At 58.0% G+C, this 25,716-nt stretch carries 22 protein-coding genes; 16 read left to right on the forward strand and 6 right to left on the reverse strand.

Going from position 1 to position 25,716, the window contains the following annotated elements; genetic code table 11:
* Window positions 1–146: 146 nt before the first annotated feature.
* Both groL and groES read right to left on the reverse strand, forming a co-directional pair.
* Window positions 147–1,781, reverse strand: coding sequence for a chaperonin GroEL (groL, locus tag EKM04_RS09790; protein ID WP_183894160.1), 1,635 nt, complete (start codon window positions 1,779–1,781; stop codon window positions 147–149).
* Between the two features lie 64 nt (window positions 1,782–1,845).
* On the reverse strand, window positions 1,846–2,142 hold the full coding sequence (gene groES, locus EKM04_RS09795) for a co-chaperone GroES (RefSeq protein ID WP_045229730.1): 297 nt from the start codon (window positions 2,140–2,142) through the stop codon (window positions 1,846–1,848).
* A 169-nt stretch (window positions 2,143–2,311) separates the two neighbouring features.
* Between groES and chrA the strand changes: the two genes are divergently transcribed.
* From chrA to EKM04_RS09820, 5 genes are all read left to right on the forward strand, one after another.
* On the forward strand, window positions 2,312–3,643 hold the full coding sequence (gene chrA, locus EKM04_RS09800) for a chromate efflux transporter (RefSeq protein WP_183894162.1): 1,332 nt from the start codon (window positions 2,312–2,314) through the stop codon (window positions 3,641–3,643).
* Window positions 3,644–3,920: 277 nt separating this feature from the next.
* Window positions 3,921–4,769, forward strand: a complete 849-nt coding sequence (locus EKM04_RS09805) for a TIGR01459 family HAD-type hydrolase (protein ID WP_183894164.1) — start codon at window positions 3,921–3,923, stop codon at window positions 4,767–4,769.
* Window positions 4,770–4,797: 28 nt separating this feature from the next.
* Window positions 4,798–5,778 (forward strand): bifunctional riboflavin kinase/FAD synthetase, encoded by a 981-nt coding sequence (locus EKM04_RS09810; RefSeq protein ID WP_183894166.1) that lies wholly within the window; start codon window positions 4,798–4,800, stop codon window positions 5,776–5,778.
* A gap of 314 nt (window positions 5,779–6,092) precedes the next feature.
* Complete coding sequence (gene ileS, locus EKM04_RS09815; RefSeq protein WP_183894168.1) at window positions 6,093–9,074, forward strand: isoleucine--tRNA ligase; 2,982 nt, start codon at window positions 6,093–6,095, stop codon at window positions 9,072–9,074.
* Between the two features lie 227 nt (window positions 9,075–9,301).
* Window positions 9,302–9,928, forward strand: a complete 627-nt coding sequence (locus EKM04_RS09820) for a hypothetical protein (RefSeq protein WP_183894463.1) — start codon at window positions 9,302–9,304, stop codon at window positions 9,926–9,928.
* 178 nt (window positions 9,929–10,106) lie between these two features.
* Here the strand turns inward: EKM04_RS09820 and EKM04_RS09825 are convergent, their stop codons facing one another.
* Window positions 10,107–10,562, reverse strand: a complete 456-nt coding sequence (locus EKM04_RS09825; RefSeq protein ID WP_183894170.1) for a nucleoside deaminase — start codon at window positions 10,560–10,562, stop codon at window positions 10,107–10,109.
* Window positions 10,563–10,634: 72 nt separating this feature from the next.
* Between EKM04_RS09825 and EKM04_RS09830 the strand changes: the two genes are divergently transcribed.
* The 10 genes from EKM04_RS09830 (at window position 10,635) to EKM04_RS09875 (ending at window position 20,851) form a co-directional block, all read left to right on the forward strand.
* Entirely contained in the window at window positions 10,635–12,578 is a 1,944-nt protein-coding gene (locus EKM04_RS09830; RefSeq protein WP_183894172.1) for a pseudouridine synthase, read from the forward strand.
* The gene (gene rsmD, locus EKM04_RS09835) at window positions 12,559–13,128 is read left to right on the forward strand and encodes a 16S rRNA (guanine(966)-N(2))-methyltransferase RsmD (protein ID WP_183894174.1); all 570 of its coding nucleotides are present in this window, start codon (window positions 12,559–12,561) and stop codon (window positions 13,126–13,128) included. Before EKM04_RS09830 ends, rsmD begins: the two co-directional genes overlap by 20 nt.
* 152 nt (window positions 13,129–13,280) lie before the next feature.
* Window positions 13,281–14,153 (forward strand): patatin-like phospholipase family protein, encoded by an 873-nt coding sequence (locus EKM04_RS09840; RefSeq protein WP_183894465.1) that lies wholly within the window; start codon window positions 13,281–13,283, stop codon window positions 14,151–14,153.
* A 90-nt stretch (window positions 14,154–14,243) separates the two neighbouring features.
* Window positions 14,244–15,590, forward strand: coding sequence for a TldD/PmbA family protein (locus EKM04_RS09845; RefSeq protein WP_183894176.1), 1,347 nt, complete (start codon window positions 14,244–14,246; stop codon window positions 15,588–15,590).
* Between the two features lie 98 nt (window positions 15,591–15,688).
* Window positions 15,689–16,492, forward strand: a complete 804-nt coding sequence (locus tag EKM04_RS09850) for a 3'(2'),5'-bisphosphate nucleotidase CysQ (protein WP_183894178.1) — start codon at window positions 15,689–15,691, stop codon at window positions 16,490–16,492.
* A gap of 69 nt (window positions 16,493–16,561) precedes the next feature.
* Window positions 16,562–16,798, forward strand: coding sequence for a DUF4170 domain-containing protein (locus tag EKM04_RS09855; RefSeq protein ID WP_183894180.1), 237 nt, complete (start codon window positions 16,562–16,564; stop codon window positions 16,796–16,798).
* A 307-nt stretch (window positions 16,799–17,105) separates the two neighbouring features.
* Window positions 17,106–18,422 carry a lipid IV(A) 3-deoxy-D-manno-octulosonic acid transferase gene (gene waaA, locus EKM04_RS09860; protein WP_183894181.1) on the forward strand — a complete coding sequence of 439 codons (1,317 nt, stop codon included), beginning with the start codon at window positions 17,106–17,108 and terminating at the stop codon, window positions 18,420–18,422.
* 2 nt (window positions 18,423–18,424) lie between these two features.
* On the forward strand, window positions 18,425–19,165 hold the full coding sequence (locus EKM04_RS09865) for an HAD family hydrolase (RefSeq protein WP_183894183.1): 741 nt from the start codon (window positions 18,425–18,427) through the stop codon (window positions 19,163–19,165).
* Between the two features lie 208 nt (window positions 19,166–19,373).
* A complete protein-coding gene (gene lpxK / locus EKM04_RS09870; RefSeq protein ID WP_183894185.1) occupies window positions 19,374–20,405 on the forward strand; it encodes a tetraacyldisaccharide 4'-kinase in 1,032 nt (343 codons plus the stop codon).
* Window positions 20,406–20,521: 116 nt separating this feature from the next.
* On the forward strand, window positions 20,522–20,851 hold the full coding sequence (locus EKM04_RS09875; RefSeq protein ID WP_174152188.1) for a hypothetical protein: 330 nt from the start codon (window positions 20,522–20,524) through the stop codon (window positions 20,849–20,851).
* A gap of 104 nt (window positions 20,852–20,955) precedes the next feature.
* Here EKM04_RS09875 and EKM04_RS09880 read toward each other — a convergent pair whose 3' ends face one another.
* The 3 genes from EKM04_RS09880 to mutL form a co-directional block, all read right to left on the reverse strand.
* Window positions 20,956–21,453, reverse strand: coding sequence for a YciE/YciF ferroxidase family protein (locus tag EKM04_RS09880; protein WP_174152189.1), 498 nt, complete (start codon window positions 21,451–21,453; stop codon window positions 20,956–20,958).
* Window positions 21,454–21,582: 129 nt separating this feature from the next.
* Window positions 21,583–21,819, reverse strand: coding sequence for a DUF2093 domain-containing protein (locus tag EKM04_RS09885; protein ID WP_174152190.1), 237 nt, complete (start codon window positions 21,817–21,819; stop codon window positions 21,583–21,585).
* A gap of 74 nt (window positions 21,820–21,893) precedes the next feature.
* Window positions 21,894–23,711 (reverse strand): DNA mismatch repair endonuclease MutL, encoded by a 1,818-nt coding sequence (mutL, locus tag EKM04_RS09890; RefSeq protein WP_174152191.1) that lies wholly within the window; start codon window positions 23,709–23,711, stop codon window positions 21,894–21,896.
* A 345-nt stretch (window positions 23,712–24,056) separates the two neighbouring features.
* Between mutL and EKM04_RS09895 the strand changes: the two genes are divergently transcribed.
* The gene (locus tag EKM04_RS09895; RefSeq protein WP_183894188.1) at window positions 24,057–25,712 is read left to right on the forward strand and encodes a response regulator; all 1,656 of its coding nucleotides are present in this window, start codon (window positions 24,057–24,059) and stop codon (window positions 25,710–25,712) included.
* The last annotated feature ends 4 nt before the right edge of the window (window positions 25,713–25,716 follow it).

Genomic DNA, 25,716 nt, shown 5'->3' on the forward strand with positions numbered 1-25,716 from the left:
TTGCTCGGCTTCAGACACCTAATCTCCAATCCAAGGGTTGCATTTAGCGCCCTAACTCGCTGAACGATACTGTGCCAGTGCGATAGCCACAACAAAAAAGGCGGCCCGCAAGGACCGCCTTTCGTGTTCCGGAGGGTATCGACTTCTTAGAAGTCCATACCGCCCATGCCACCGCCTGGCATAGGAGGCATTGGAGCGTCCTTCTTGGGTAGCTCGGCAATCATGGCTTCTGTCGTAATCAGCAGGGAAGCAACCGAAGCTGCATTCTGCAGGGCTGTGCGAACAACCTTGACCGGATCGACGATACCCATGGCAATCATGTCGCCATACTCGGAGGTCTGGGCGTTGTAGCCCCAGTTCTCTTCGTTCTTCTCGAGGATCTTGCCAACAACGATGGAGGCTTCGTCACCTGCGTTTTCAGCGATCTGGCGAACCAGCGACTGGAGAGCGCGGCGAACGATGTTGATGCCAGCTTCCTGGTCGTCGTTCGCACCCTTGACGGTGATCTTCGTGGAAGAGCGCAGAAGAGCTGTACCGCCGCCTGGGACGATGCCTTCCTGAACTGCAGCGCGCGTCGCGTTCAAAGCGTCGTCGATGCGGTCCTTGCGTTCCTTGACTTCGATTTCCGTGGAGCCGCCAACGCGGATGACGGCAACGCCGCCAGCGAGCTTGGCAAGACGTTCCTGCAGCTTTTCGCGGTCGTAATCGGACGATGTTTCTTCGATCTGAGCCTTGATCTGCGCAACGCGGCCTTCGATGTCGGACTTCTGGCCCGAACCGTCAACGATCGTTGTGTTTTCCTTGGTGATCGAGACCTTCTTCGCCTTGCCGAGCATGTCGAGCGTGACGTTTTCGAGCTTGATGCCGATATCTTCGGAAATAACGGTACCGCCGGTCAGGATCGCGATGTCTTCGAGCATGGCCTTGCGGCGATCGCCGAAGCCAGGAGCCTTGACAGCAGCAATCTTCAGGCCGCCACGAAGCTTGTTGACGACGAGCGTAGCAAGAGCTTCGCCTTCAACGTCTTCAGCGATGATGACGAGTGGCTTGCCGGTCTGAACGACAGCCTCGAGAACGGGCAGCATGGCCTGAAGGTTCGAAAGCTTCTTCTCGTGGAGAAGAATGTAAGCGTCTTCCAGGTCAGCAACCATCTTTTCAGGGTTGGTGACGAAGTAAGGGCTGAGGTAGCCGCGGTCGAACTGCATGCCTTCGACGACTTCGAGTTCAGTCTCGGCAGTCTTGGCTTCTTCGACGGTGATAACACCTTCGTTGCCGACCTTCTGCATGGCTTCGGCAATGTCCTTGCCAACCTGCGTGTCGCCGTTTGCAGAGATCGTGCCAACCTGTGCAACTTCTTCAGACGTGGAGATCTTCTTGGCCTTGGCCTGAAGGTCCTTCACGACTTCGGACACTGCCAGGTCGATACCGCGCTTGAGGTCCATTGGGTTCATGCCGGCTGCAACAGCCTTGTTGCCTTCGCGAACGATGGCCTGTGCAAGAACGGTCGCAGTCGTGGTGCCGTCACCAGCAATGTCGTTGGTCTTCGAAGCAACTTCGCGGACCATCTGTGCGCCCATGTTTTCGAACTTGTCTTCAAGTTCGATTTCCTTGGCGACGGAAACGCCGTCCTTGGTGATGCGCGGTGCGCCGAAGGACTTGTCGATGATGACGTTACGGCCCTTCGGACCAAGCGTTACCTTCACTGCGTCTGCGAGAACATCGACGCCACGAAGCATCTTTTCGCGCGCTGTGCGGCCGAATTTAATTTCTTTAGCTGCCATTGTAGAAAACTCCCGGGCTCATGGCCCATTGGTTGTCATGGAAAAGTGAGAAGAACCGGCTCGATCAGCCGATAACGCCCATGATGTCGGATTCCTTCATGATCAGAAGGTCTTCGCCGTCGAGCTTGACTTCAGTGCCGGACCACTTGCCGAACAGAACGCGGTCGCCAGCCTTGACATCAAGAGGAACGAGCTTGCCGCTATCGTCGCGAGCGCCGGTGCCGACAGCGACGATTTCGCCTTCCTGCGGCTTTTCCTTGGCGGTATCAGGAATGATGATGCCGCCCTTGGTCTTTGCTTCAGACTCAACGCGACGAACGACGACGCGGTCATGCAGCGGACGGAAAGTTGTGCTTGTCATTGTCTAATCCCTCGATCAAATGACCTGTACGGACCACTCAAAGGTCCGCTTGATAAGTGTTAGCACTCCTCATTGGAGAGTGCTAGCGAGGCAGAGATAGGGGTGTCTCCAAGGGGAGTCAAGAACGCCCTGTCGGAAATATTTCATATAAATTGGTTATCAGTCGTTCATGACAGATTTTGTAAGCCCGCCACCAACTGCCAAACCGACCCTGAAAGAACTCACCTCGGTCTTTGCCCGTATCGGCTTTTTGAGCTTCGGAGGGCCAGCAGGTCAGATCGGCATGATGCACCGCGTTCTGGTGGATGAAAGGCGTTGGGTATCAGACGCCCGCTTCATGCACGCCCTCAACTACTGCATGCTGCTGCCTGGCCCGGAGGCGCAGCAACTCGCCACCTATATCGGCTGGCTGTTGCACGGCGTGCGCGGCGGTATAATTGCCGGTACGCTGTTCATCCTGCCCGGCTTCGTCACCATCGTTGCTCTTGCCGCTGCCTATTGCCTTTATCAGGACACCCATTGGCTGCCCGGTCTTTTGTTCGGACTGAAAGCCTGCGTGCTGGCCATCGTAATCGAAGCCTTGATCCGCGTGGCGAAACGCGCCTTGGTCAGCCGCTTTCTGGTCGCCATCGCTGCCGCCGCATTCATCGCGCTCTTCGTTTTTGGCCTGCCGTTTCCACTCGTCATCCTGGTCGCCGGTCTGCTCGGCTTTCTGAGAGGGCGGCGTGGTGACCAGGCCGAGCAGGCACACACAGACCACGAAAATGATGCAGCTCCCGTGACGTTTCTGTCGCGGGTGATGGGGCTTGTCCTGGGTCTGATGATCTGGCAGATCCCGCTCGCCGTGATCTATCTCTTCTCAGCGCCGGAAACCTTGGCGACCTTGCAAAGCTTCTTCTCGCGCATGGCGGTGGTGACCTTCGGCGGGGCCTATGCGGTGCTGGCCTATGTCGCGCAGGTGGCGGTGGAAACCCATGGCTGGCTGACAGCAGGCGAAATGCTGGATGGTCTTGCGCTGGCTGAGGCAACGCCGGGGCCGCTGGTGCTGGTTCTGCCCTATATCGGGTTTCTCGCCGGGTTTCGTCATGCGGACTGGCTGGACCCGATGGTGGCGGGCGTTCTAGGCTCGATGGTCACGGCCTGGGCGACGTTTGTGCCGAGTTTCATCTTCATTTTTCTCGGTGCGCCCTATGTTGAAAAGGTGCGCAACAATTCAACTCTGTCGGCGGCCTTATCAGCTATCACGGCGGCGGTCGTTGGGGTCATCCTCAACCTTTCCATCTGGTTTGGCTTGCATGTGCTGTTTGCGCAGGTGGAACGCATTGCCATCCTGCCAAGCTTCGGTCCCGGCATATCCTGGCCGCTCTGGAGCACGCTCGATCCTTTCGCGAGCGGCCTTCTGGTCGTATCCCTGCTGATGCTAACGCGCTGGAAACTCGGTATGGTGCCGGTGCTTGCACTCGGCATAGCAAGTGGTGTTCTGCGCCTCTGGCTGATCTGACGCGTTGGTGGGCGACCCAACTGCACCATCGGGTCGGTTACCTCAACTTGATCACTTCTCTTGATCGATGGCGCCGAGATCGAGGGGTTCAGCCGCAGCGCTTGAGGACACATGAGGCGTGCCATCGCGGTATGCCACTTTGTAGAAGACGGGTTTTCGTGTCTGCGCTTTGTTCGATACAAAACCTTTTTGCTTGTAAACAGCGTGACGGTTTGTCATGTCACGACCAAGCATTGTTTGTGAAAATCTGGCATCTTTGAAAGTCTGGAAGCATCTCATGGCCCACCGCATTTCCACCCTTGGCGAAATCACAGATCGGTTCGACGTCGTTCTCTCAGATGTCTGGGGTGTGCTGCACAATGGCGTCAGAGCCTTTCCCGACGCATCTATTGCCCTGGAAGCGGCGCGCAAGGCGGGCAAGACCGTTGTGCTGATCACCAATTCCCCGCGACCGGGCCCCGGGGTCATCACGCAGCTGCGGGCGCTTGGTATTCCCGACACGGCCTATGATCGCATCATCACTTCGGGCGATGTGACGCGTGAACTGATTTCACAAGGGCCGCGAGACATCTTCCTGTTGGGCCCAGAGCGTGACATGCCTTTGCTCGAAGGTCTTGATATCGACGTGGTGCCGGAGGCAGAGGCGACAGCCATCGTCTGCACCGGATTTTTCGATGATGAAACCGAAACGCCGGAAGATTATACGGATATGCTGAAAGGCTTCATCGCCCGTGCCGTACCGATGATCTGTGCCAACCCCGATCTGGTGGTGGAGCGCGGCGAGCGCATCATTCCCTGCGCCGGTGCCCTGGCCGCGTATTACGAGCAGCTCGGCGGTGAGGTTCGCATTGCCGGCAAGCCACATTCGCCGATCTACGAGGCCTGCCTTGCTGCGGCCAAAGAGGTGCGCGGCGAATTTGCTGGCGATCGCGTGCTGGCCATCGGCGATGGCATGCCGACGGATGTAAAGGGCGCCATCAATGCAGGCCTCCAGCTTCTCTATATCAGTGGCGGCATTCATGCGGCCGAATATACGCTGGATGGCGAAACGGACGAAGCGTTGATGAATGCGTATCTGAGAGGCCAGAACGCAGCCCCCGGCTGGTGGATGCCGCGTCTTGCCTAACAGTGTGGCACCAGCATAGAGTTTGTCCATGACCGTGTTTCATCGCAATGAAAAGAAGGAACTGCTGCCCGAAAACCTGAAGGGCGGCGTTATCGCCATTGGCAATTTCGATGGCGTGCATCGCGGTCACCGTGCCGTGCTGGACCGTGCGCTGGAGCTTGCCGCGTCGCGTGATCTTCCCGCTTTGGCGTTGACGTTCGAACCGCATCCACGCACCGTCTTTCGTCCGGAAACGCCTGTTTTCCGGCTGACGCCCGCTTCCGTCAAGGCGCGGGTTCTGGAAGTCGAGGGCTTTCATTCTGTGATCGAATACCCCTTCGACCGGGATTTTTCGCAGCGATCGGCGGAGGATTTCGTCAAATCCATTCTGGTGGACTGGCTGGGTGCCAGCGCAGTTGTCACCGGCGTGGATTTCCACTTTGGCAAGGGACGCGAAGGTGGCCCGGCCTATCTGATGGCCGCGGGCAAGAAACACGGTTTCGATGTCGTTCTGATCGATTCGTTCCGCGATGAAGGTGCCGAAATCGTTTCCTCAAGCCGTATCCGAGAATTGCTGGCGCAAGGGGATGTCGTCGGTGCCGCCGGTCTCCTGGGTTATCGCTACACGGTCGAAGCCGAAGTGATCGGCGGGCAGAAACTCGGTCGCACGCTCGGCTACCCCACCGCCAACATGGCGTTGCCGCCGGAAACGGAATTGAAGCCCGGCATTTATGCCGTGCGTTTTCGACGGGCGGATGGCTCGCTTCACGATGGCGTTGCCAGTTTCGGCTATCGCCCGACCGTAACGGATGATGGTGCTGCCCTTCTCGAAACCTTCATCTTCGATTTTTCCGGCGATCTCTATGGGGAAATCTGCTCCGTTTCTTTCTTCGGTCACCTGCGCGACGAGCTGAAATTCGATGGCCTTGAGACGCTGGTGGCGCAGATCAAACAGGATGAGGACGAGGCGAGGGCGCTCCTGTCAGGTGTCAAACCTCTGGGCAAACTGGATGCACGAATTGCTTTTTGAAAGCATGGGCGTTTGTGTGACATCTATTCTCTTTTCAAACGCAGCAAAAACACATAAACAGTCGCCCATGTACCAATTTCGGCTGACGTTCATTTCCCGAATTATTGGCCCGGCCTTTTGCGCGCAGTAAGCAGCCGAAAGGTCCGGGTTTTCGGCGCTTGCTCAAGCATTTTCAGCAAAAGTGCGCAGCGGTTTTGCGTACGGACAATGCGATATAGATACACTGAGCGCCCTCCGCTTTAGCCCTCTTGCACTCAAGACGGCGCAACTTTTCAGCTTTGTTGAACAGATATGCGCCGCATAACGGTATGATCATGAACGACACCGCAGAGACCATCGACTATTCCAAAACGCTGTACCTGCCGCAGACGGATTTTCCGATGCGCGCCGGTCTGCCGCAGAAAGAGCCTGAAACGGTTGCCCGTTGGCAGCAGATGGGTCTTTACAAGCGCTTGCGCGCTTCCGCCGCCGGTCGCGAAAAATTCGTGCTGCATGACGGCCCTCCCTATGCTAACGGCAACATCCACATCGGCCACGCGCTGAACAAGATCCTCAAGGATGTCATCACCCGCTCGTTCCAGATGCGCGGCTTCGACGCCAATTACGTTCCCGGCTGGGATTGCCATGGTCTTCCCATCGAGTGGAAGATCGAGGAAGCTTACCGCGCCAAGGGCAAGAACAAGGACGAGGTTCCGATCAACGAATTCCGCAAGGAATGCCGTGAGTTCGCGGCTGGCTGGATCGAAAAACAGTCAGCCGAGTTCAAGCGCCTCGGCATCGAAGGCGATTTCGACCAGCCTTACACGACCATGAACTTCCACGCGGAAGCCCGTATCGCTGGCGAGCTGCTGAAGATCGCCAAGAGCGGCCAGCTTTATCGCGGATCGAAGCCGGTCATGTGGTCGGTGGTCGAGCGTACGGCTTTGGCCGAGGCTGAGGTCGAGTATGCGGATGTCGAGAGCGACATGATCTGGGTGAAGTTCCCGATCCGCTTTGCTCCGGAAGCTACTGAGGTTCAGCCTGGAAGCTCTGCATTAGAGCAATTGAATGCGAGAGCAGTCGCACTCGGCGCACCGGTGTTTCCGGATATGGCTGGATCCTCGGTCGTCATCTGGACTACAACCCCCTGGACGATCCCCGGCAACCGCGCCATCTCCTTCTCCTCGCGCTTCCCTTACGGCTTGTTCGAAGTCGAAACGGCTGAGAACGACTTTGGCCCACAGCCCGGCGAAAAGCTGATCTTTGCGACGAAGCTGGCCGACGAAGCGGCGAAGAAAGCGAAGCTGACATTCAAGCTGGTTCGTCCTGTCACAGCGGAAGAACTGGGCGCGATCACCTGCGCCCATCCTCTGGCTCATCTTGGCTACGACTTCGACGTCCCACTCCTAGATGGCGATCACGTCACCGATGACGCAGGCACCGGCTTCGTCCACACCGCACCAAGTCATGGTCGCGAAGACTTTGATGCGTGGACTTCAAAGGCTCGCGAGATCGAAGCGCGTGGCATCTCGTCGAAGATCCCGTTCCCGGTTGGCGATGACGGTTTCTATACCGAAGACGCGCCCGGTTTCGGCCCTTCGGCTGAAGGTGGCGCTGCCCGCGTCATGGATGATAACGGCAAGAAGGGCGATGCAAACGAGCGCGTCATCAAGGCGTTGATCGGCGCCAACAATCTGTTTGCCCGGGGCCGTCTGAAGCACAGCTATCCCCATAGCTGGCGCTCCAAGAAGCCGGTGATCTTCCGCAACACGCCACAGTGGTTTGTCTATATGGACAAGGAACTGGGCGATGGCACCACGCTGCGCTCGCGTTCGCTCTCTGCCATCGATGACACCCGTTTCGTGCCCGCTGCCGGACAGAACCGTCTACGTGCCATGATCGAGAATCGCCCGGACTGGGTGCTCTCGCGCCAGCGCGCCTGGGGCGTGCCGATTGCTGTCTTTGCCGATGAAAAGGGCGAAGTGCTTGTTGATGAGGACGTCAATGCCCGCATCCTTGAAGCCTTTGAGGCTGAAGGTGCCGATGCGTGGTTTGCCGAAGGTGCGCGTGAGCGGTTCCTCGGGACACGTGCCGGTGAGCCGTGGGTGCAGGTGCGGGATATCCTCGACGTCTGGTTCGACAGCGGTTGCACACACACGTTTACGCTGGAAGACCGTCCTGACCTGAAATGGCCAGCCGATGTCTATCTGGAAGGCTCCGACCAGCATCGCGGCTGGTTCCACTCGTCGCTGCTGGAAAGCTGCGCGACGCGGGGCCGTGCGCCTTACAACGCCGTCGTTACCCATGGTTTCACCATGGATGAGCAGGGCCGCAAGCAGTCCAAGTCGCTTGGCAACGTGGTTGCTCCGCAGGACGTGATGAAGGAATCCGGCGCCGATATTCTGCGCCTCTGGGTCATGACCACAGATTACTGGGAAGACCAGCGTCTGGGGAAAGCCATCATCCAGACCAACATCGATGCTTACCGCAAGCTGCGCAACACGGTGCGCTGGATGCTGGGAACGCTGGCGCATGACACCGGTGAAGAGATCGCCTATGCCGATCTGCCGGAGCTGGAACAGCTCATGCTGCACCGTCTGGCTGAGCTGGATCAGGTTGTGCGCGAGGGTTACGACGCCTTCGACTTCAAGAAGATCACCCGCGCGCTGATCGATTTCGCCAATGTCGAGCTGTCGGCCTTCTACTTCGATATCCGCAAGGATGCGCTCTATTGCGATGCCCCGTCTTCGCTAAGGCGCCGCGCATCGCTGTCGGTCATCGCAAAGCTGTTCGATTGCCTCGTCACATGGCTCGCACCCATGCTGCCGTTCACGACGGAAGAAGCGTGGCTTTCGCGTTACCCTGATGCGGAGTCCGTGCATCTCGTCCAGTTCCCGGAGGTTCCTGCGGAATGGAAAAACGAGGCGCTGGACGCCAAGTGGGATAAAATCCGCAAGGTGCGCACGGTGGTGACCGGCGCTCTGGAAGTCGAGCGCCGGGAAAAGCGCATCGGCTCCTCTCTGGAAGCGGCTCCCGTGGTTCATGTTGCGGATGCTGAACTGCTGGCTGCGCTGGAAGGTCAGGATTTTGCGGAGATCTGCATCACCTCGGCCATTTCGGTGGTCTCGGGCGAAGGTCCGGCAGATGCGTTCCGTCTGGGTGATGTGCAGAAGGTGTCGGTCGAGCAGAAGCTGGCGGAAGGGCGCAAATGTGCCCGTTCCTGGCGTATCACCACCGATGTCGGCTCCGATCCGGCCTTCCCGGACGTCTCGGCGCGCGATGCTGCGGCACTCCACGAATTGGGTATCGCTGCTTAAGAAAAGTACCGGGTGAATTGCACTTTAGGCGTTCATCCGGTAAACCTGCCTGAAATTGGCCGGATTTTAGCATCAATGCAAGCTACCGGTCGCGGGACGGTGACAGCATCAGGGCGGAAATCGGCATCGATTTTCGGAATGCATGATGCGTTGAATTAATATAAAGAGCGCTCTGTGAGCGTCCATATGGGCGCAAGGCGCTTTGGGGCGGAAGGGTTTCCATGAGCATGACGCAGAGATTTCGCATCTACGGCACGATTTTTGGTGCGGTTTCCGCTAGCCTTGCGCTCAGCGCCTGCACGAGCCCGACATACGGAACGGGTAAAACCTCTGCCGAACAGCTGGTGGACGATCTGGGCAATGCAACGTCCATTACCGGCGATCAGAGCAAGCGGAGCCTGAAATACAATCCGCGTCCCGGTCTCGTCGTTCCCGCCCAGGCGCGTGCTGGTCAGCTGGCCCAGCCACAACAGAGCCTTGCCAACCGCGAGACGAACCCGCAATGGCCTGAGACACCGGAAGAAGCCCGCGAGCGCCTGCGCAAGGAAGCGGATGAAAACCGCGATAACCCGAATTACCGCTCGCCATTGCTCGCAGGCAACGGCACCAACGGCCAGATGACTGAAAGCCAGAAGTGGGAAGCCTTCCGCAAGGCCAAGGCCGACGCGCAGGGTGGCACGATTGTCAACAACAACCAGCGCAAGTTCCTCACCGATCCGCCGGTAGAATATCGCAACGTGCCCCAGGATCAGCTGGCCGATCTCGGCGAGCCGGAAGCGAAAAAAGAAAAAGAGCGCAAGAAGAACGCTGCCATGGCCGGAACCGGCAAGAGCTGGTGGAACCCGTTCCAGTAAAAAAAGGGATGGGCGGCAACGATTATTGATCGCCGAACGCCAACGGCTTCCAGAAAAGCGGATTGCGACCTCCGTCATCCTCGGGCGTGACCCAACCATCTAACGAACCATGACATCCAACGTGGATAGATCCTCGGCTCAGGCCCGAGGGCGATGCCGAAGTTGAGGAGACCACGTCTTACTCCCCGCGCTTCCCCTGAAAAAACGCACGCAAAATCTCCGCACTCTCCACTTCCGCCATCCCCGAATATACCTCTGGCGCATGGTGGCATGTCTGCTGGTTGAAGAAGCGCACACCGCTCTCCACCGCGCCGCCCTTGGCATCGTTTGCCCCGTAATACAGTCGGCGGATGCGGGCAAAGGATATGGCGGCCGCACACATCGTGCAGGGCTCAAGCGTGACGTAAAGGTCTGCTCCGGCAAGCCGTTCCTGCCCCAGTTCTTCACACGCCATGCGAATGACAGCGATTTCGGCATGGGCGGTCACGTCGTTGAGTTCGCGTGTCCGGTTGCCTGAACGCGCAATCACGCGGCCGTCCAGTACCAGCACTGCACCGATCGGCACCTCGTTTCTAAGGGCCGCAGCCTGCGCTTCTACCAGCGCAAGGTCCATGAAATGCGTCGTTTCCGCCATTGTTGTTGCAATTTCCTCTTAACCAGTGCCGCGCGACCTGATAGGACACGGCAAACAACAGGCAAACAACAAATGACATTCAAAGACAAGCCGAAGCGTGGCAGCGGCAAACCATTCGACCGCGACAGAAAGCCGACATCGTCGGCAAAGCCTGACGCGGCGCGCGAAAAGAAGCCATTTGTCGCAAAGACCGAGACCGTGGCGACGGAAACGGCGGCGACGAAACCCGAGCGCATCTCCAAGATCATGGCGCGTGCAGGCGTGGCCTCGCGCCGCGATGTCGAGCGGATGATTATGGAAGGCCGCGTTTCGCTGAATGGCGTCAAGCTTGAAAGCCCTGCGGTCAACGCCACTCTCGATGACAAGATCGAAGTCGATGGCGAACCGATCCGTGGCGCCGAACGGACGCGACTTTGGCTCTATCACAAGCCATCCGGCCTTGTGACGACCAACTCCGACCCCGAGGGGCGCCCGACCGTCTTCGATAATCTGCCCAAAGAGCTTCCCCGCGTTCTGTCCATCGGGCGTCTGGATATCAACACCGAAGGCCTGTTGCTGCTGACCAATGACGGCGGCCTGTCACGCGTTCTGGAATTGCCGACCACCGGCTGGCTGCGCCGTTACCGCGTTCGCGCCTATGGTGAAGTCGATCAGGCCGCGCTCGATAAGCTGAAGGACGGCATTGCCGTCGATGGTGTTCTCTACGGAGCCATCGAAGCGACGCTCGACCGCACGCAGGGCCACAACGTCTGGATCACCATGGGTATTCGCGAGGGCAAGAACCGCGAGATCAAGAACGTGCTGGGCGCGATCGGGCTTGAGGTTAACCGTCTGATCCGCATTTCGTATGGTCCCTTTCAGCTGGGTGATCTGCCGGAAGGCCAGGTGGTGGAAGTGCGTGGACGCATGCTGCGCGACCAGTTGGGCCCACGCCTCATTGAAGCCGCCGGGGCCAATTTTGATGCGCCGATTTATGATGCCGTTGCCGAAGACGATGACGTCCCCGTCCAGCGTCCCGTAAAATCCGAATGGACCAAGCGCGGCGATGCGGAGCAAAATCCGCGCGGCGGCAATTTCGCTGAAAAGCGAGACAATCCTCGCGACCGCGCGCAGGGCAAGCCGGATGCCAAGCGTCCTGGCAAGCCTTTTGCCAAGGGTCGTGATGACGAGCGCGATGACGACCGTCCCAAGCGTCCGCAGATGGGAAGCAACCGCACCGCCAATGTCTGGATGGCGCCGGGTGCCAAGCCAACGCGTGACGGCAAGGAGCGCAAATCTGTGCGCGCGGAAGCCGAAAGCGTCTTCAAGCCTTCCGCCGAGGCAGATGCTCGCCGCGCTATCGTCAGACACAGAGACGTTGACGGCGAGTGGATCCGCGCAGACAAGCCCGCGCAGGACGAAAGCCGTGGTCGTGGCAGAGGCGAGCGTGGCGAGAAATCGTTCGGTGATCGCAAACCCCGGGACACAGGCGGTCGTGGTGATCGGCCCCGTGGCGACAGGCCCTTCAGCGCTCGTCCAGATCGTGGCGATCGGGCCCGTAGCGGTGAGCGCAGCGAACGCCCTTATGGCGACCGCAAGCCACGCGATGGCGCAGAGCGCGGTGACCGTTCACGCGGCGAACGTTCCTTCGGGGATCGTCCCGCCCGTACGGAACGACCGTTTGGTGACCGTCCCGCCCGTAGCGAGCGTCCCTTCAGCGACCGCAAGCCGCGAGAAGAGGGCGATCGCCCCCGTGGTGAACGCCCGTTCGGCGATAAGCCGCGTGGCACGAAACCTTTTGGTGACAAGCCGCGCGAAGGCAGGCCTTCCGGCGGCAAGCCCGGTGGTTTTGGTGGCAAACCGGCTTTCGGCAAGCCACGTGGCGATCGTTCCGAAGGTGGTTTTTCGGGCAAAGGTGCCGGGAGCGGCAAAGGTCCGGATCGCAAGGGGCCTGGAAATGGTCCTGGCGGCAAAGGTCCGGGTGGAAAACCTTCTGGTGGCAAGGGAATGACGCGTAATGCGGATCGTAGGCGGTGAGTTTCGCGGCAGGTCACTCGCCGCTCCGAAATCGAATACAATCAGGCCCACGATCGACCGTACGCGAGAAAGCCTCTTCAATATCCTGAGCCACGCCTATCCGGAAAGTCTTGAGGGTACGCGCATTCTCGATGTCTTCGCGGGTACTGGCGCGGTCGGGCTTGAGGCTTTGTCACGCGGTTGCCGCGTGGCTTTGTTCGTTGAGAACGGTGTCGAGGGCAGGGGCCTGTTGTGGGAAAACATCGATGCTCTGGGGCTGCATGGTCGCGCGCGTATTTTGCGCCGCGATGCCACCAAGCTCGGCAGCGTCAATAACATCGAACCCTTCGATGTCCTGTTTGCCGACCCGCCCTATGGCTTCGGTCATGGAGAGAAATCCATGCTGGCCGCACATCTGGGCGGCTGGCTGGTACCGGGTGCGCTTGCCATTCTCGAAGAGCGAGCCGATGTGCTTGTAACGGTCGATCCGGCCTTCAAGCTACTGGAAAGCCGCACCTTCGGGGATTCTGTCATGCACTTTTATCGCTACGAGCCTGAAGCGTCTGTTTGACCGCAATGACGCGCGACCTTGAGCGCGCGTCACTCTCCTGTCGTCTTTGTGTCATAGAGCGGGACAGCACATGACACGAAGGAGAGGCCGCACCCGTGGCTGATAAGAAAAAGAAGCTCTCTGGCAAGAAACGCAAGCGCAAAGACGCAGCGATAGACAATCTTGTACCAGAGGTGCGTGATCCGACATTCGCGTTGGCCCTGGGGGGCGGTGGCGCACGCGGCATCTGCCACATCAATATCGTCGAAGCGCTGGATGAGCTCGGCATTCGCCCGACGGCCATCGCCGGCTCGTCCATCGGCTCCATTATAGGTGCCGGCATGGCCGCCGGCATGAGCGGCCGCGATATCCGGGACTATACTCTGCAATTGATGGGCAGAAAGGGCAGCGTTGCCAACAAGCTCTGGAGCCTGGGAGCTGCCTCGATGCGCCACGCCGTATCCGGCTTTCGTCTGGGGCAGTTCAATCTTGAGCTTGTTCTCGATGCTCTTCTGCCATCGGCCATGCCAAAGACCTTCGAAGGACTGAAAATCCCGTTAAAAGTGACAGCGACGGATTATTATGCGCAATCGGAGGTCATCGTCGAAAGCGGCGATCTGCGTCAGGCGCTGGCAGCCTCCTCCGCCATTCCTGCCCTGTTCATGCCAATCCGCATGAATGATCGCATCATGATCGATGGCGGTATCTTCAATCCCGTCCCCTATGACCATCTGCTGGATAAGGCGGATATCGTGATCGCGGTGGATGTTGTCGGTGGTCCCGAGGGCGACGGCACGACGATGCCCAGCCGCTTCGAGAGCCTGTTCGGCGCCAGCCAGTTGATGATGCAATCGGTAATCTCGCTGAAGCTGCGCATGCATCCGCCGCATATTTTTCTGCGCCCGCCGGTCAATCGTTTCAAGGTTCTGGACTTCCGCAAGGCGCAGGAGGTCTTGGCGGAATCTGAGATAACGAAGGACGATCTCAAGCGGCAGATCGAGCGCCAGGTCGAGCTTTATCACCGTGGCCACGGCGTGGAGGTATAAGCATTTCGCTCAATTACCGGTGAAATGCCGCTTTGGCCTTGATGCGGCAGGTGCACCGCAATAAATGAAGGTCAACGAAAGGCCCATCTTATGTCCTCAGATATCGATTCCTCCAAGCTACTCGATCGTGCCAGCCAACTGGTCGATATGGCCCGGCGCGCTGGAGCCGATGAGGCGGATGCCGTCATCGTGCGGTCCCGTTCGCAATCCGTCGGCGTGCGGCTTGGCAAGGTTGAGAGCACCGAGTCCGCCGAAAGCGATGATTTCTCCCTGCGTGTCTTCGTCGGCAAGCGGGTGGCCAGCGTGTCGGCAAATCCCGGCTTCGACCTGAAGACATTGGCTGAACGTGCGGTTGCCATGGCCAAGGTTTCACCGGAAGACCCCTACGCCTGCCTCGCCGACAGCAATCGGCTCGCAAATTCCTACGACGACCTGCAATTGTTCGATCCGACCGAGATTTCTGCTGACGAGCTGCGCGAAGCAGCGTTGGCGGCAGAAGAGGCGGCGTTGGCTGTTCAAGGCGTCAGCAATTCCTCGGGCGCGGGTGCGTCCAGTGGCATGGGCGGTCTGGTGCTGGTGACGTCCCATGGTTTTTCTGGCAGCTATCTGGGCAGCCGGTTCGGCCGCTCCGTCAGCGTCATCGCCGGTGAAGGCACCAGGATGGAGCGTGACTACGAATATGACAGCCGTCTCTATTTTGCCGATCTCGACAAGCCCGAAGATATCGGTCGTCGTGCCGGTGAAAAAGCCGTCAAGCGCATCAACCCACGTCAGGTCGATACCGGAAGCAATATCACGGTCGTGTTCGATCCACGGATCGCTCGCGGCTTCGTCGGCGGCATTGCGGGCGCTATCAACGGTGCTTCCGTTGCCCGCAAGACCAGCTTCCTGCGTGACAAGATGGGCCAGCAGGTGCTGAAGAAGGGACTGTCGATTACGGATGATCCACAGATCGTCCGCGGCCCGTCATCACGCCCTTTCGATGGTGAGGGCGTTCGTGGCGAGAAGCTTGTGATGATCGAGGACGGCGTCCTGAAGCATTGGTTCCTGTCAACATCGACCGCCCGAGAAATTGGACTTGAAACCAATGGCCGTGGTGTGCGTGGGGGAACATCCGTATCTCCGGCCTCTACCAATCTGGCGCTGGAACCGGGCGATATCTCGCCACAGGATCTGATCGCCCAGGTCGGCACCGGCTTTTACGTCACGGAGTTGATCGGCCATGGCGCAAATCTGCTGACAGGGGAGTATAGCTGCGGCGCAAGCGGTTTCTGGATCGAAAATGGCGAAAAAGCCTTTCCGGTTTCGGAAGTGACCATCGCCTCCAATCTCAGGGATATGTTTATGCGCGTCACACCTGCAAACGACATAGACCGCAAATACGGCGTGGCAGCCCCGACGATTGCTATAGAAGGCATGACCATAGCGGGACGCTGATACCGTCAATCAACGGTTGCTTTGGCGCTTGCACCATGCGCATGTTCGGGGACTGGAAACCGGCCTCAGTCGAGGCCCGCGAAATGAACGACGATATAATGAGCGATACAACAGGGGCAGACTGGCGCTCCGATCTCGACCTAATCGTGGATGCTGCCCGGCAAGCGGGCCGCGTTGCCCTGAAGTTTTTTCGCAAAGACCCGGAAGTCTGGTGGAAAAGTGGCCATTCGCCCGTGAGCGCCGCTGACTATGCCGCCAACGAGGTGCTGGCCACTATACTCCAAAAGGCGCGCCCGGATTATGGTTGGCTTTCAGAGGAAACCGACGACAACGAAAACCGGCTGTCCAAGGAAACCCTTTTTGTGGTTGATCCGATCGATGGCACGCGCGCTTTCATCAATGGCAAGGACACATGGTGCGTCAGCGTGGCTGTCGTTCATCAGGGACGCCCGGTAGCAGCCGTTCTCGTGGCGCCCGCATTCGACGAGGAGTTCACGGCATCCCTTGATGCGCCTTCCATCAAGAATGGTCAGGTTCTGTCGACCTCGTCTTCCATTGTCGGGCAAATACAGCTGGCTGCGCCGGACGTTGTGATCGCTCGGCTGCCAGAAAATCTGAAGTCGCGCATTCATCGCATCCCGCATGTGCCATCTCTGGCTTACCGGCTTGCCATGGTGTCGGACGGCCGCATCGACGGCACGTTGGTCATGGCCAATGCCCATGACTGGGATTTGGCTGCAGCCGACCTCATTCTCGAACAGGCTGGCGGAAAGCTGGTCGATCTATCGGGAAATCCCCTCATCTACAATCGTGCCAGTGTCCGTCACCCTGAACTATGCGCCGCAGCACATCATATCTTGCCGGAATTGTTGGCGTCTCTGAACCTATCTGCCAGAGGTTGATTTTCACGACGAAATATCGCAGATGAGAACCTCTCCGGGCAATAGACCATTAGAAAGAAGAGAAGAAAAATGACTGTAGCGGGCGACCAGAAACAGCTTCTGCATCTCGTATTCGGCGGCGAACTCGAAAATCTTCAGGACGTACAGTTTCGCGATTTGAAGGCGCTGGACATCGTCGGTATCTATCCAGACTATGCAACGGCACTGACCGCCTGGAAGTCAAAGGCACAGCAGACTGTGGATAACGCCCATATGCGTTATTTTATAGTGCATATGCACCGCCTTCTCGACCCGCAAAGCAATTAAGCGCTGCTTTTTGACTATATTTGTACTATAGCGGACAGAGGTTGATGCAAGCGAGTCTCTTTGGCAGAGATTGCAGCCTCCAGGGGCGTCGGAATTTTCGCCGGTCCGTGTCTGTCTGAAACAAAAAAGACGCATTTTTGTAACAAACCGTTTCCACGCATCGACCTGAAAGTCGCGAGGCTGCTTGGAAGCGACGATGCCGAACCATAAAGACTGAACACGCTGACATCTCGCGTTTCTTGAACGCGAGATGTCAGCGGAGATCACAGGGGAAAGCTTTGCGCGAAATGATCGAAGGCAGCATGTCATGAACAGCCGAATCGTACGTTTCGCCCTTTCGGGTTACAGAATTGCAGGGGCCGCAGCCTATCCCTTCGCCCGTCCCTACCTCATGTATCGCTCTGCCAAGGGCAAGGAAGACAAATACCGCCGCATGGAGCGTTTCGGTTATCCCAGCAAGGAGCGCCCGCGCGGCCCTCTGATCTGGTTTCACGCCGCAAGCGTGGGAGAGACACTGGCGCTCGTTCCGCTCATCCGAGAGATCAGAAAACGTGACATTCACGTTCTTTTGACCACAGGCACCGTCACCTCCGCAGAGCTCAGCCAAACGCGCCTGGGCGATGATGTGATCCACCAATATGTGCCGCTCGACGTCAAATTCTCCATCTCCCGTTTTCTGACATACTGGTCACCGGACGCGGCTGTTACCGCCGAGTCCGAGATATGGCCTGTGACGATGATGGAACTGGAGCGTCGCCATATTCCGCAAATCCGTGTCAACGCAAGGCTTTCTGACCGGTCCTTCGGGCGTTGGCACAGCCATTCCGCGTTTGCAGAAGCGCTGTTCAGCAAATTGGCCCTGGTCGTCGCGCAGTCGGATGTCGATGCTGAACGCTTTCGTGACCTCGGCTCATGGCCTGTCGTCGTCTCCGGCAACCTGAAAGGCGACACAGACCCGCCGCCGTGTGATGCGGCTGCCCTTGACACCTGTCGCCGTCAGATCGGCAATCGCAAGACCTGGGCTGCCATTTCGACATTCGATGGCGAGGAGAAGGCCGCAGCGACTGTTCATACGGCGATCAAGTCGCGCAACGGGCAACTCACCATTATCGTCCCACGTCACCCCGAACGGGCAGACGAGATTGAAACCATGCTGAAAGGTATGAACCTGACGGTCGCGCGCCGCAGCCGCAATGATGTCATTACGCCGCAAACGGATATTTTCCTTGGTGATAGCATCGGCGAAATGGGTCTTTACCTTCGGCTTACGGAGCTTGCCTTTGTCGGGCGTTCGCTGATGGCGGAAGGTGGGCAAAACCCTCTGGAGCCAGCCATGCTCGGTTGCGCGGTTTTGTCCGGCGCCCATGTTCAGAATTTTCGAGAAGCCTATCAGAAGCTGCTACGCTCTGGTGGTGGACGTATTATCCGCGATGTAGAAATGCTGGCAAAGGCCGTGCACTACCTGCTTGTAAACGACAATGAGCGCTACAAGATGATCGATGCAGGCGGCAAGGTCATTCAGGATATGCGCGGCGCCTTGTCTTCGACCATCAAGGCTTTGGAGCCCTACATAAATCCGTTGACGGTGACCGCTAAACTCCAGCCGCGCAGCGCGGTCGGCTGATCGTGGGCACGGCTGAAGCTCCTAGGTCGGCTGCGGCCATTGCTGCCATCCTGTTCGACAAGGACGGTACACTCATTGGCTACGATGCGAGTTGGGGGCCTGTGAACCGTGAACTGGCCGCGATTGCCTCGCAAGGGGACGCGGAACTGGCAAACAGGCTACTATCCTCATGCGGTATGGACCCTTTGACTGGTCATGTCATGCCAGACAGTCTGCTTGCCGCTGGCAACACCGTGCAAATCGCCGAAGGTCTGATTGCCGCCGGCTCACCTTGCGACGTGTCTGAACTCACAAAACGCCTTGACCAGCTTTTTACCAATGCCGCTGAAAAATCGGTTGCTGTGACAGACCTCAAAGCCTTCTTCGCGCGATTGAAGGGCAGGGGCTTCAAGCTGGGCATCGCCTCCAGCGACAACGAAGCTTCCATTCTCAAGCTTGCAAGACGCTTTGGCTTTGAAGCGGACCTTGATTTCGTCGCAGGCTACGACAGCGGGCACGGCACCAAACCGCAGCCGGGCATGGTCCTTGGCTTCTGCCAAACCCTCGGTTTGGCCCCGGAACGTGTGGCTGTGGTGGGTGATAACAATCACGATTTGCACATGGGCAGACATGCAGGTGCCGGTTTGCGCATCGCTGTTCTTACCGGCACGGGTTCGAAACAAAGCCTGTCGGCAGATTGCGATTATTGTTTCGACGACATTACCGGCTTGGAAGACCTGCTGCCTCAGCGTCCTGCATCTTGAGCCGTGAGCAATTGGGCTTATCTCTTTGTCTCCAAGGGGAGAGGAAACCAAGCGGCGCTGGCATGCCTTTGCCATGGCGTTGCCAATAGGCAGAAGTCGCAAAGGACCATGATGTCATTCCGCTCAAACCCGCGTCCTTTGCAAAATCCTTACCTTTCTGGCAGATACCTGCGGTAATCGATGAGGGGAATGCGGGGTTTTTAGGCTTATGGTTTCGGAAGCACCGCCATTCTGGTGGGAAAAATCCGGTTGGCAGGCGTGGGCGCTGGCGCCGTTTTCGTTCGTCTACGGCAAAGTCGCGGGCCGTACGATGAAGAGGGCGAAGCGGGCATCCGTTCCCGTTCCCGTCATCTGCATCGGCAACTTCACCGTCGGTGGTGCGGGCAAGACGCCGACCGCGATCGCCATTGCCAGAGCCGCCCTCGCCAAAGGGCTGAAGCCCGGCTTTCTCAGCCGTGGGTACGGCGGCACGCTGGATGTGACCACACTGGTTGATGCCCACCATCACCGCTCTGCCGCGGTGGGTGATGAACCCCTGTTGCTGGCACGCGAGGCAACAGCCGTCATTTCCAGAAAACGTGTCGAGGGCGCAAAGCGTCTGGTTGCAGAGGGGGTCGACCTCATCATCATGGATGACGGGTTTCAGAGCGCTCGGCTGACACTGGATTACGCTCTTGTTGTTATCGATACCCAGCGTGGTATCGGTAACGGCCATCTCGTTCCAGGCGGTCCCGTTCGCGCACCGCTGGACGAGCAGATGCGCCAGCTCTCGGCCATTTTGAAAGTAGGTGACGGACAGGCGGCGGATGCTATCGTTCGTACGGCGGCGCGTGCAGGCAAACCCGTTTTCGTCTCGTCTATCCGGCCCAGGCCCCAGCCCAATTTTGCGGGTAAACGTGTTCTGGCCTATGCCGGCATTGCTGATCCTGACAAATTCTACCGGACGGTCGAAGCACTGGGCGCTGAGATTGGAGTGAAACGGGCGTTCTCGGATCACCACCATTTTAGCGATGAGGAAATGCGTGACCTGCTGGACATGGCCAGCAAGAGAAATCTGCTGCTCGTGACCACTGCCAAGGATGCCGTTCGCCTGAATGGACACCACGGCGCCGCAGCCGAATTGCTCTCCAGCACCCTCGTCATCGAAATCGACATGGTCTTTGACGATCCCAATGCTGCACATGTGATGATCGATACCGCCATTGCGAATTATCGCCGACGACGGCTACATAAAATCTAGCTCGACAACCCTCAATCGATGAATCTTGCGCGCTCCACGGAACAATCCGATCCTTGGCGAGCTTTCATGAGAACATGAACATAAATAGTGTTCGTAAGAGAGTTGAGGAGGAATTTATGCCGCAGGGTCCAGAAAAGAAAGTTTTTACTCCAACGGAAAGCCGCCAAGGTTTTAAGGGAAGCCCGGTGCTGGTGATTCTGGTGATCAGCCTCGTGCTGGCGGGCGCAGTCTGGATGGTTGCCGAGACCTGGGGGGAGGCCACAGCGCCCGCGACCACTGAGACGCAGCCCGCGCCAGGCCCGTCCAATGCGCCCGCCGATCCCGGCGCCCGCGCAGCCGGCTCGTTCGATAACAACACGCCATCTGGTGCGGCACCGGCAACAGGTGGCACCGACAGCAACCCCAATCCCGGCCAGCCAGCCCGACCCGCTCAGCCAGCACCATAACCCAGCACCGTGAAACAGAAATAAAAAAAACCGGGCGATGCCCGGTTTTTTAGTGTTCTGAGGTCAACCGGGCATCATGCCCGGCTCACGTGATCTTCAGCACCTTAAGCAGCTTTCTGCGCCGCTGCATTGACGGACTTGCCGGCAAGCGTGGTTAGCGCTTCGTCTGTCTTGGACTCTTCCTGCAGTGTCGCGTCCAGAAGCGGAACGACCTTGTCGTAGCCAAGCTTCTGAGCCCATGCCTTCAGCGTGCCGTAACGGGCGATTTCGTAATGTTCCACCGCTTGTGCGGACGAAATCAGGCCTGCGTCGAGCGCCTGGGTACCCTTGTAGTCTTCGATGATCTCTTCGCCTTCCGCGAGAATACCCTGGATCGCTTCGCAGGTCTTGCCTTGCGCGCGCTTTCCGATCAGCTCAAAAACCTCCTGGAGGCGTTCGATCTGCCCCTGGGTTTCTTCCTTGTGCTTTTCGAAAGCCGCCTTCAGTTTCGGGTCGGTTGCAGCACGTGCCATTTTCGGCAGTGCTTTCAGCACTTGCCGCTCGGCATAATAGATGTCTTTCAGTGTGTCATAGAAAAGGTCGTCGAGTGTCTTCTCGGCCATTGTTAGCTCCCATTGAAAAACGTGCGATTGATGATGCACGGGTCTTTAACAGGGAGAGATACGCATAGTTCCTGATGGGTTGCGCGCAATGTTAATTATATTTTAGAAATATATTTTTTAATTGTAAAATCAGGTGCTTCGCCGTTGGTTGGGCAGGGCGCCTGCGCGCTTCTCCGCCTCAAAGGATGCAGCGGCATCGGCATAGGCTTCCTGTCGCACAACGCTCCAGTAGCGCAGTTCATCCAGTGGAATGAGTTTACCGGTCATGGCGCAGACGACATGGGAGCCGGTTTGCACGATGCGCATATCGCCATCGAGATATTCGACCTTCGCTTCACGATGGCTTCCGCCTTCAAATCTGTTCATACCTGCGTCTCCGTGGATGCTACCTTTTTAAAGACGGCTTTACCGGAATGCCAGCCCGCGAATTGCCCATAATCTCAACTTCTGCCAAAAAGTTTTTCGATATCCGCAAGCTTGAGCTCGATATAGGTTGGACGTCCATGGTTGCACTGGCCGGATCCCGGAGTGTTTTCCATTTGCCTCAGCAGGGCGTTCATCTCTTCAGGCCGCATGCGTCTGCCCGCGCGCACCGACCCATGGCAGGCCATGGTGGCCGCGACATATTCGAGTTTGTTAGCCAGGCTGCCCGCCGTATGCCATTCTGCAATCTCGTCGGCCAGTTGCCGCACCAGGCCTTGCACATTGACCTCACCCAGCATGGCAGGGGTTTCGCGCACAGCGACCGCACCGGGTCCAAATCGCTCGATGGACAGTCCCATGCTATCGAACTCGCCCGCATGGTCCATCAGCCGGTCGCAGTCCTCCTCCGGCAGATTGATGATTTCTGGAATGAGCAAGACTTGCGAGGCGGGCCGCTTGGAATGCAGGGCTTTGCGAATTTCCTCGAAGACCAGCCGCTCATGCGCTGCATGCTGATCGACGATGACGAGGCCGTCTTCGGTTTGCGCCACGATGTAGTTGGCGTGAACCTGCGCGCGTGCAGCGCCCAGCGGATAGCGCGCTGGCTCCGACACCTGCGTTGCATTTTCGGGGGTGTCATAGCGGTCCGCTCGCGCCGTCGGCATGGTGATGTCTGTAAAGCGGGACTGGTCTGTTTCCTGCAGCGCCACACCACCTTGCGCGGCAAGCGGTCGGGAGGGCGAAGTGGCTGGCGACCATGCCTGCGAGGCAAACGGCCGAATATTTGATGGGCTATAGCCGGGACGAAAGGCATTCATCATCTGCGCCGCACCGGTGGTGGACGCACGATCGCCCTCGCGGCTCAGCGCCTGGCGCACAGCGCCGACGATCAGTCCACGGACCAGGCCGGGATCACGAAAACGAACATCGGACTTGGCCGGATGGACGTTGACGTCCACGAAAGCCGGATCGAGCTGCAAAGACAGAACCGCAATCGGGTAGCGGCCATGCGGTATGGTTTCGGCATAGGCGCCGCGGATGGCGGACAGCAACAGCTTGTCCTGCACAGGGCGCCCGTTCACGAACATATATTGATGAGCCGAATTTCCACGGTTAAAGGTGGGTACGCCAGCAAACCCCGAAAGCGTAACGCCCTCTCGTTCGGCATCGATCTCGATGGCATTGTCCTTGAAATCGGCTCCGAGAATTTGTGCCATGCGTGCCAGATGGTCGTCACCGGTCGTTGGAAATTCCAGCGTCGAACGGTCGGTGCCCGATAGCACGAAGCGGATATGGGGAAAGGCGATGGCCATGCGCTTGACGATTTCCGTGATCGCACCTGCCTCAGCCTTCTCGCTCTTCAAGAATTTCAGCCGTGCTGGCGTTGCGAAAAACAGGTCGCGGACTTCAACGATCGTACCGGTATTGGAGGGGGCGGGCCGGACAGGCGACAGTTTTCCACCGGCCACCGAGATGATCGCGCCCTCCGCCGCGCCCTGCTGGCGGCTGGTAATGGTCAGTTTGGCAACCGAGCCGATCGACGGCAGCGCCTCACCACGGAAGCCCAGCGTACGAATGTCATCCAGCGTGGCTGATATTTTGGACGTGCAGTGCCTACGGATTGCCAGCTCCAGATCGGAGGGCGACATCCCACATCCATTGTCGGAAATGCGGACAAGACCCTTGCCGCCGCCAGCCGTTGCTATCTCGATGCGCGTGGCGCCGGCATCGATGGCATTCTCGATCAGTTCCTTCGCGGCGCTGGATGGACGCTCTATCACCTCGCCGGCGGCGATCTGGTTGATGAGCGTTTCTGACAATTGCTTGATGGACATGGTGCTATTTTCGTGGATTCGGGCCGGTTGTGAAAGGAAAATCGGTGCACGCCCGTCAGATGTGCCCGTTGTCCCGCCAATTCTTTCGCAGCGCACAGCGTTAAGTGGGTCTTAAGGTAAAACTTCTAAAGTCGGATCAACTTGAAATGAGTGCAGAACCAAGTCCCTTCGGCCGGTCCGAAGGGTATGCGACGGAAAGCAGGGTCCCGTCCGCATAGCCAGGAAATCTGCTTCAAGCCACCAGCCCGCATGTCCCATATCGTCAGCCATTTCGGTGCGGCCCCCGGCCCGTTTGAAAGTATAATTCGCCTTGAGACGTGCGTGTGAGGTTTTACGATGAGTGCGATGGCGTCTGTTCAAGCAGACACTCACGCTGTCATGCTCGACGTGATCTGCGACGCGATTTCGTCTGCCCTCATCATTTACGATCGCGATGATCAGATCATTTTCGCCAGTCGTAGAATCCTGAGCTATTTTGCGTTGTGCGAAACCAAGATCGCAGTCGGAACCCGCCTTCGTGATTTTTTGGCATCCCTGTATGATTGTCAGAAGGTTTCAGATGCGCAAACGTCGCCCCACGATGTCGAGCGGGAAGACTGGATCGCCGATCGACTGGCATCTCATTGGAAGGAACGGTCGGAGTGCGTAGAGCATGCCGCCGGTGACCGTTGGCTGCGCCTCATGAAACGACGCATGCCATCTGGTATGGGTATCTGCGTCATATCCGACATTTCTGAACAGAAGAAGCGTGAGGATCAATGGCGCTGCGATATCGAACGTGTGCAGTTGACTGAAGAAATTCTGGATACGTTGCCCATTTCGATTTTCGTCAAGGATTTTAACACCACCTATGTCGCTGTTAACAAGGCTGGTTGCACGCTGATGGAGACATCTGCCGACCTCATCCTGGGGCGGACGGTGTCTGATATCCACTCCGATCCGCTGGCCTCCCGCATCGACGCGATGGATCGCCACGTTCTTGAAACGGGTTTGCCCGGTATCCTGCCGGAACGCGTCACCCGCGTGAGTGGTGAGGAAGTCCTTGTCATCACCCGCAAGCAAAGGGTCGGCAAGCCCGGTCGCTATTTCCTCGTCACCACCATGGATGACGTGACAACCTTTGCAACGGCCGGCGTGGATGGCAGCCGAGTCATCCCCGGTCTGGAGCATATGACCTTTACACCATCGTCCTACATGGACGACGAGTTTCATCAGGCATCGCAAATATTGAAAGGCCGAGCCGTCCTTCTGGTGACGCCCAATGCCCAGCTCGGTGAGGTTGCTCACGAGAAAATTGTTGCGCTCGGGGTTGATTGTGCGGTTGCATCGGGCCGGGCGGAGCAAAAAGCCTTCATGGAGTTCGCTGCCTCAGCGAATGTTCGCATCGACCTTGTGATTGTCGATGTGCAACTGGAGATGGCCTGCCTTGATGTGTCGCATGCCTATGGTATCGATACGATGACGTTCGATGATGTCCAGCTGGGAAGCTCGCTCATCGACCAGATGACCCGCCATTTCCGTATGCGCGGTCAGGTCGCCAATGGGGCGCCGACAGATGGCAATTGGGAAATTACATCTGCCCCAACGCCTGTGATCGTCAAAAAAACCGGGCTTGATGTCCTCGTGGTCGAAGACAACAATATCAACCAGATCGTCTTCTCGCAAATCCTCGAGGGTCTGGGCCTGAGCTATAAGATTGCTGCCACAGGCAGGGATGCCATCCGCGCATTTGATCAGGAAAGACCATCCTTTGTCTTGATGGATACGACGCTGCCCGACTTCGATGGCTTTGAAGCAACGCGAAGACTGCGCAAGATGACAGTGACAGAGCGTACCCACATACCGATCATCGGTGTCGTATCGTTGGCCTTCGATGGGGATCGTCAGGCGTGTATCGATTCGGGCATGGACGATATGTTGCTGAAACCCGTCAGCCCAGACATGGTGGAAGCCTTGTTCAAGCGCTATTTGCCTCAGCAAGTCTCTGGAATGGTGAGTTGATACT

Origin of the sequence: Rhizobium skierniewicense Ch11 (genome assembly GCF_023757665.1) — a bacterium.
In the GTDB taxonomy this organism is placed as follows: domain Bacteria; phylum Pseudomonadota; class Alphaproteobacteria; order Rhizobiales; family Rhizobiaceae; genus Agrobacterium; species Agrobacterium skierniewicense.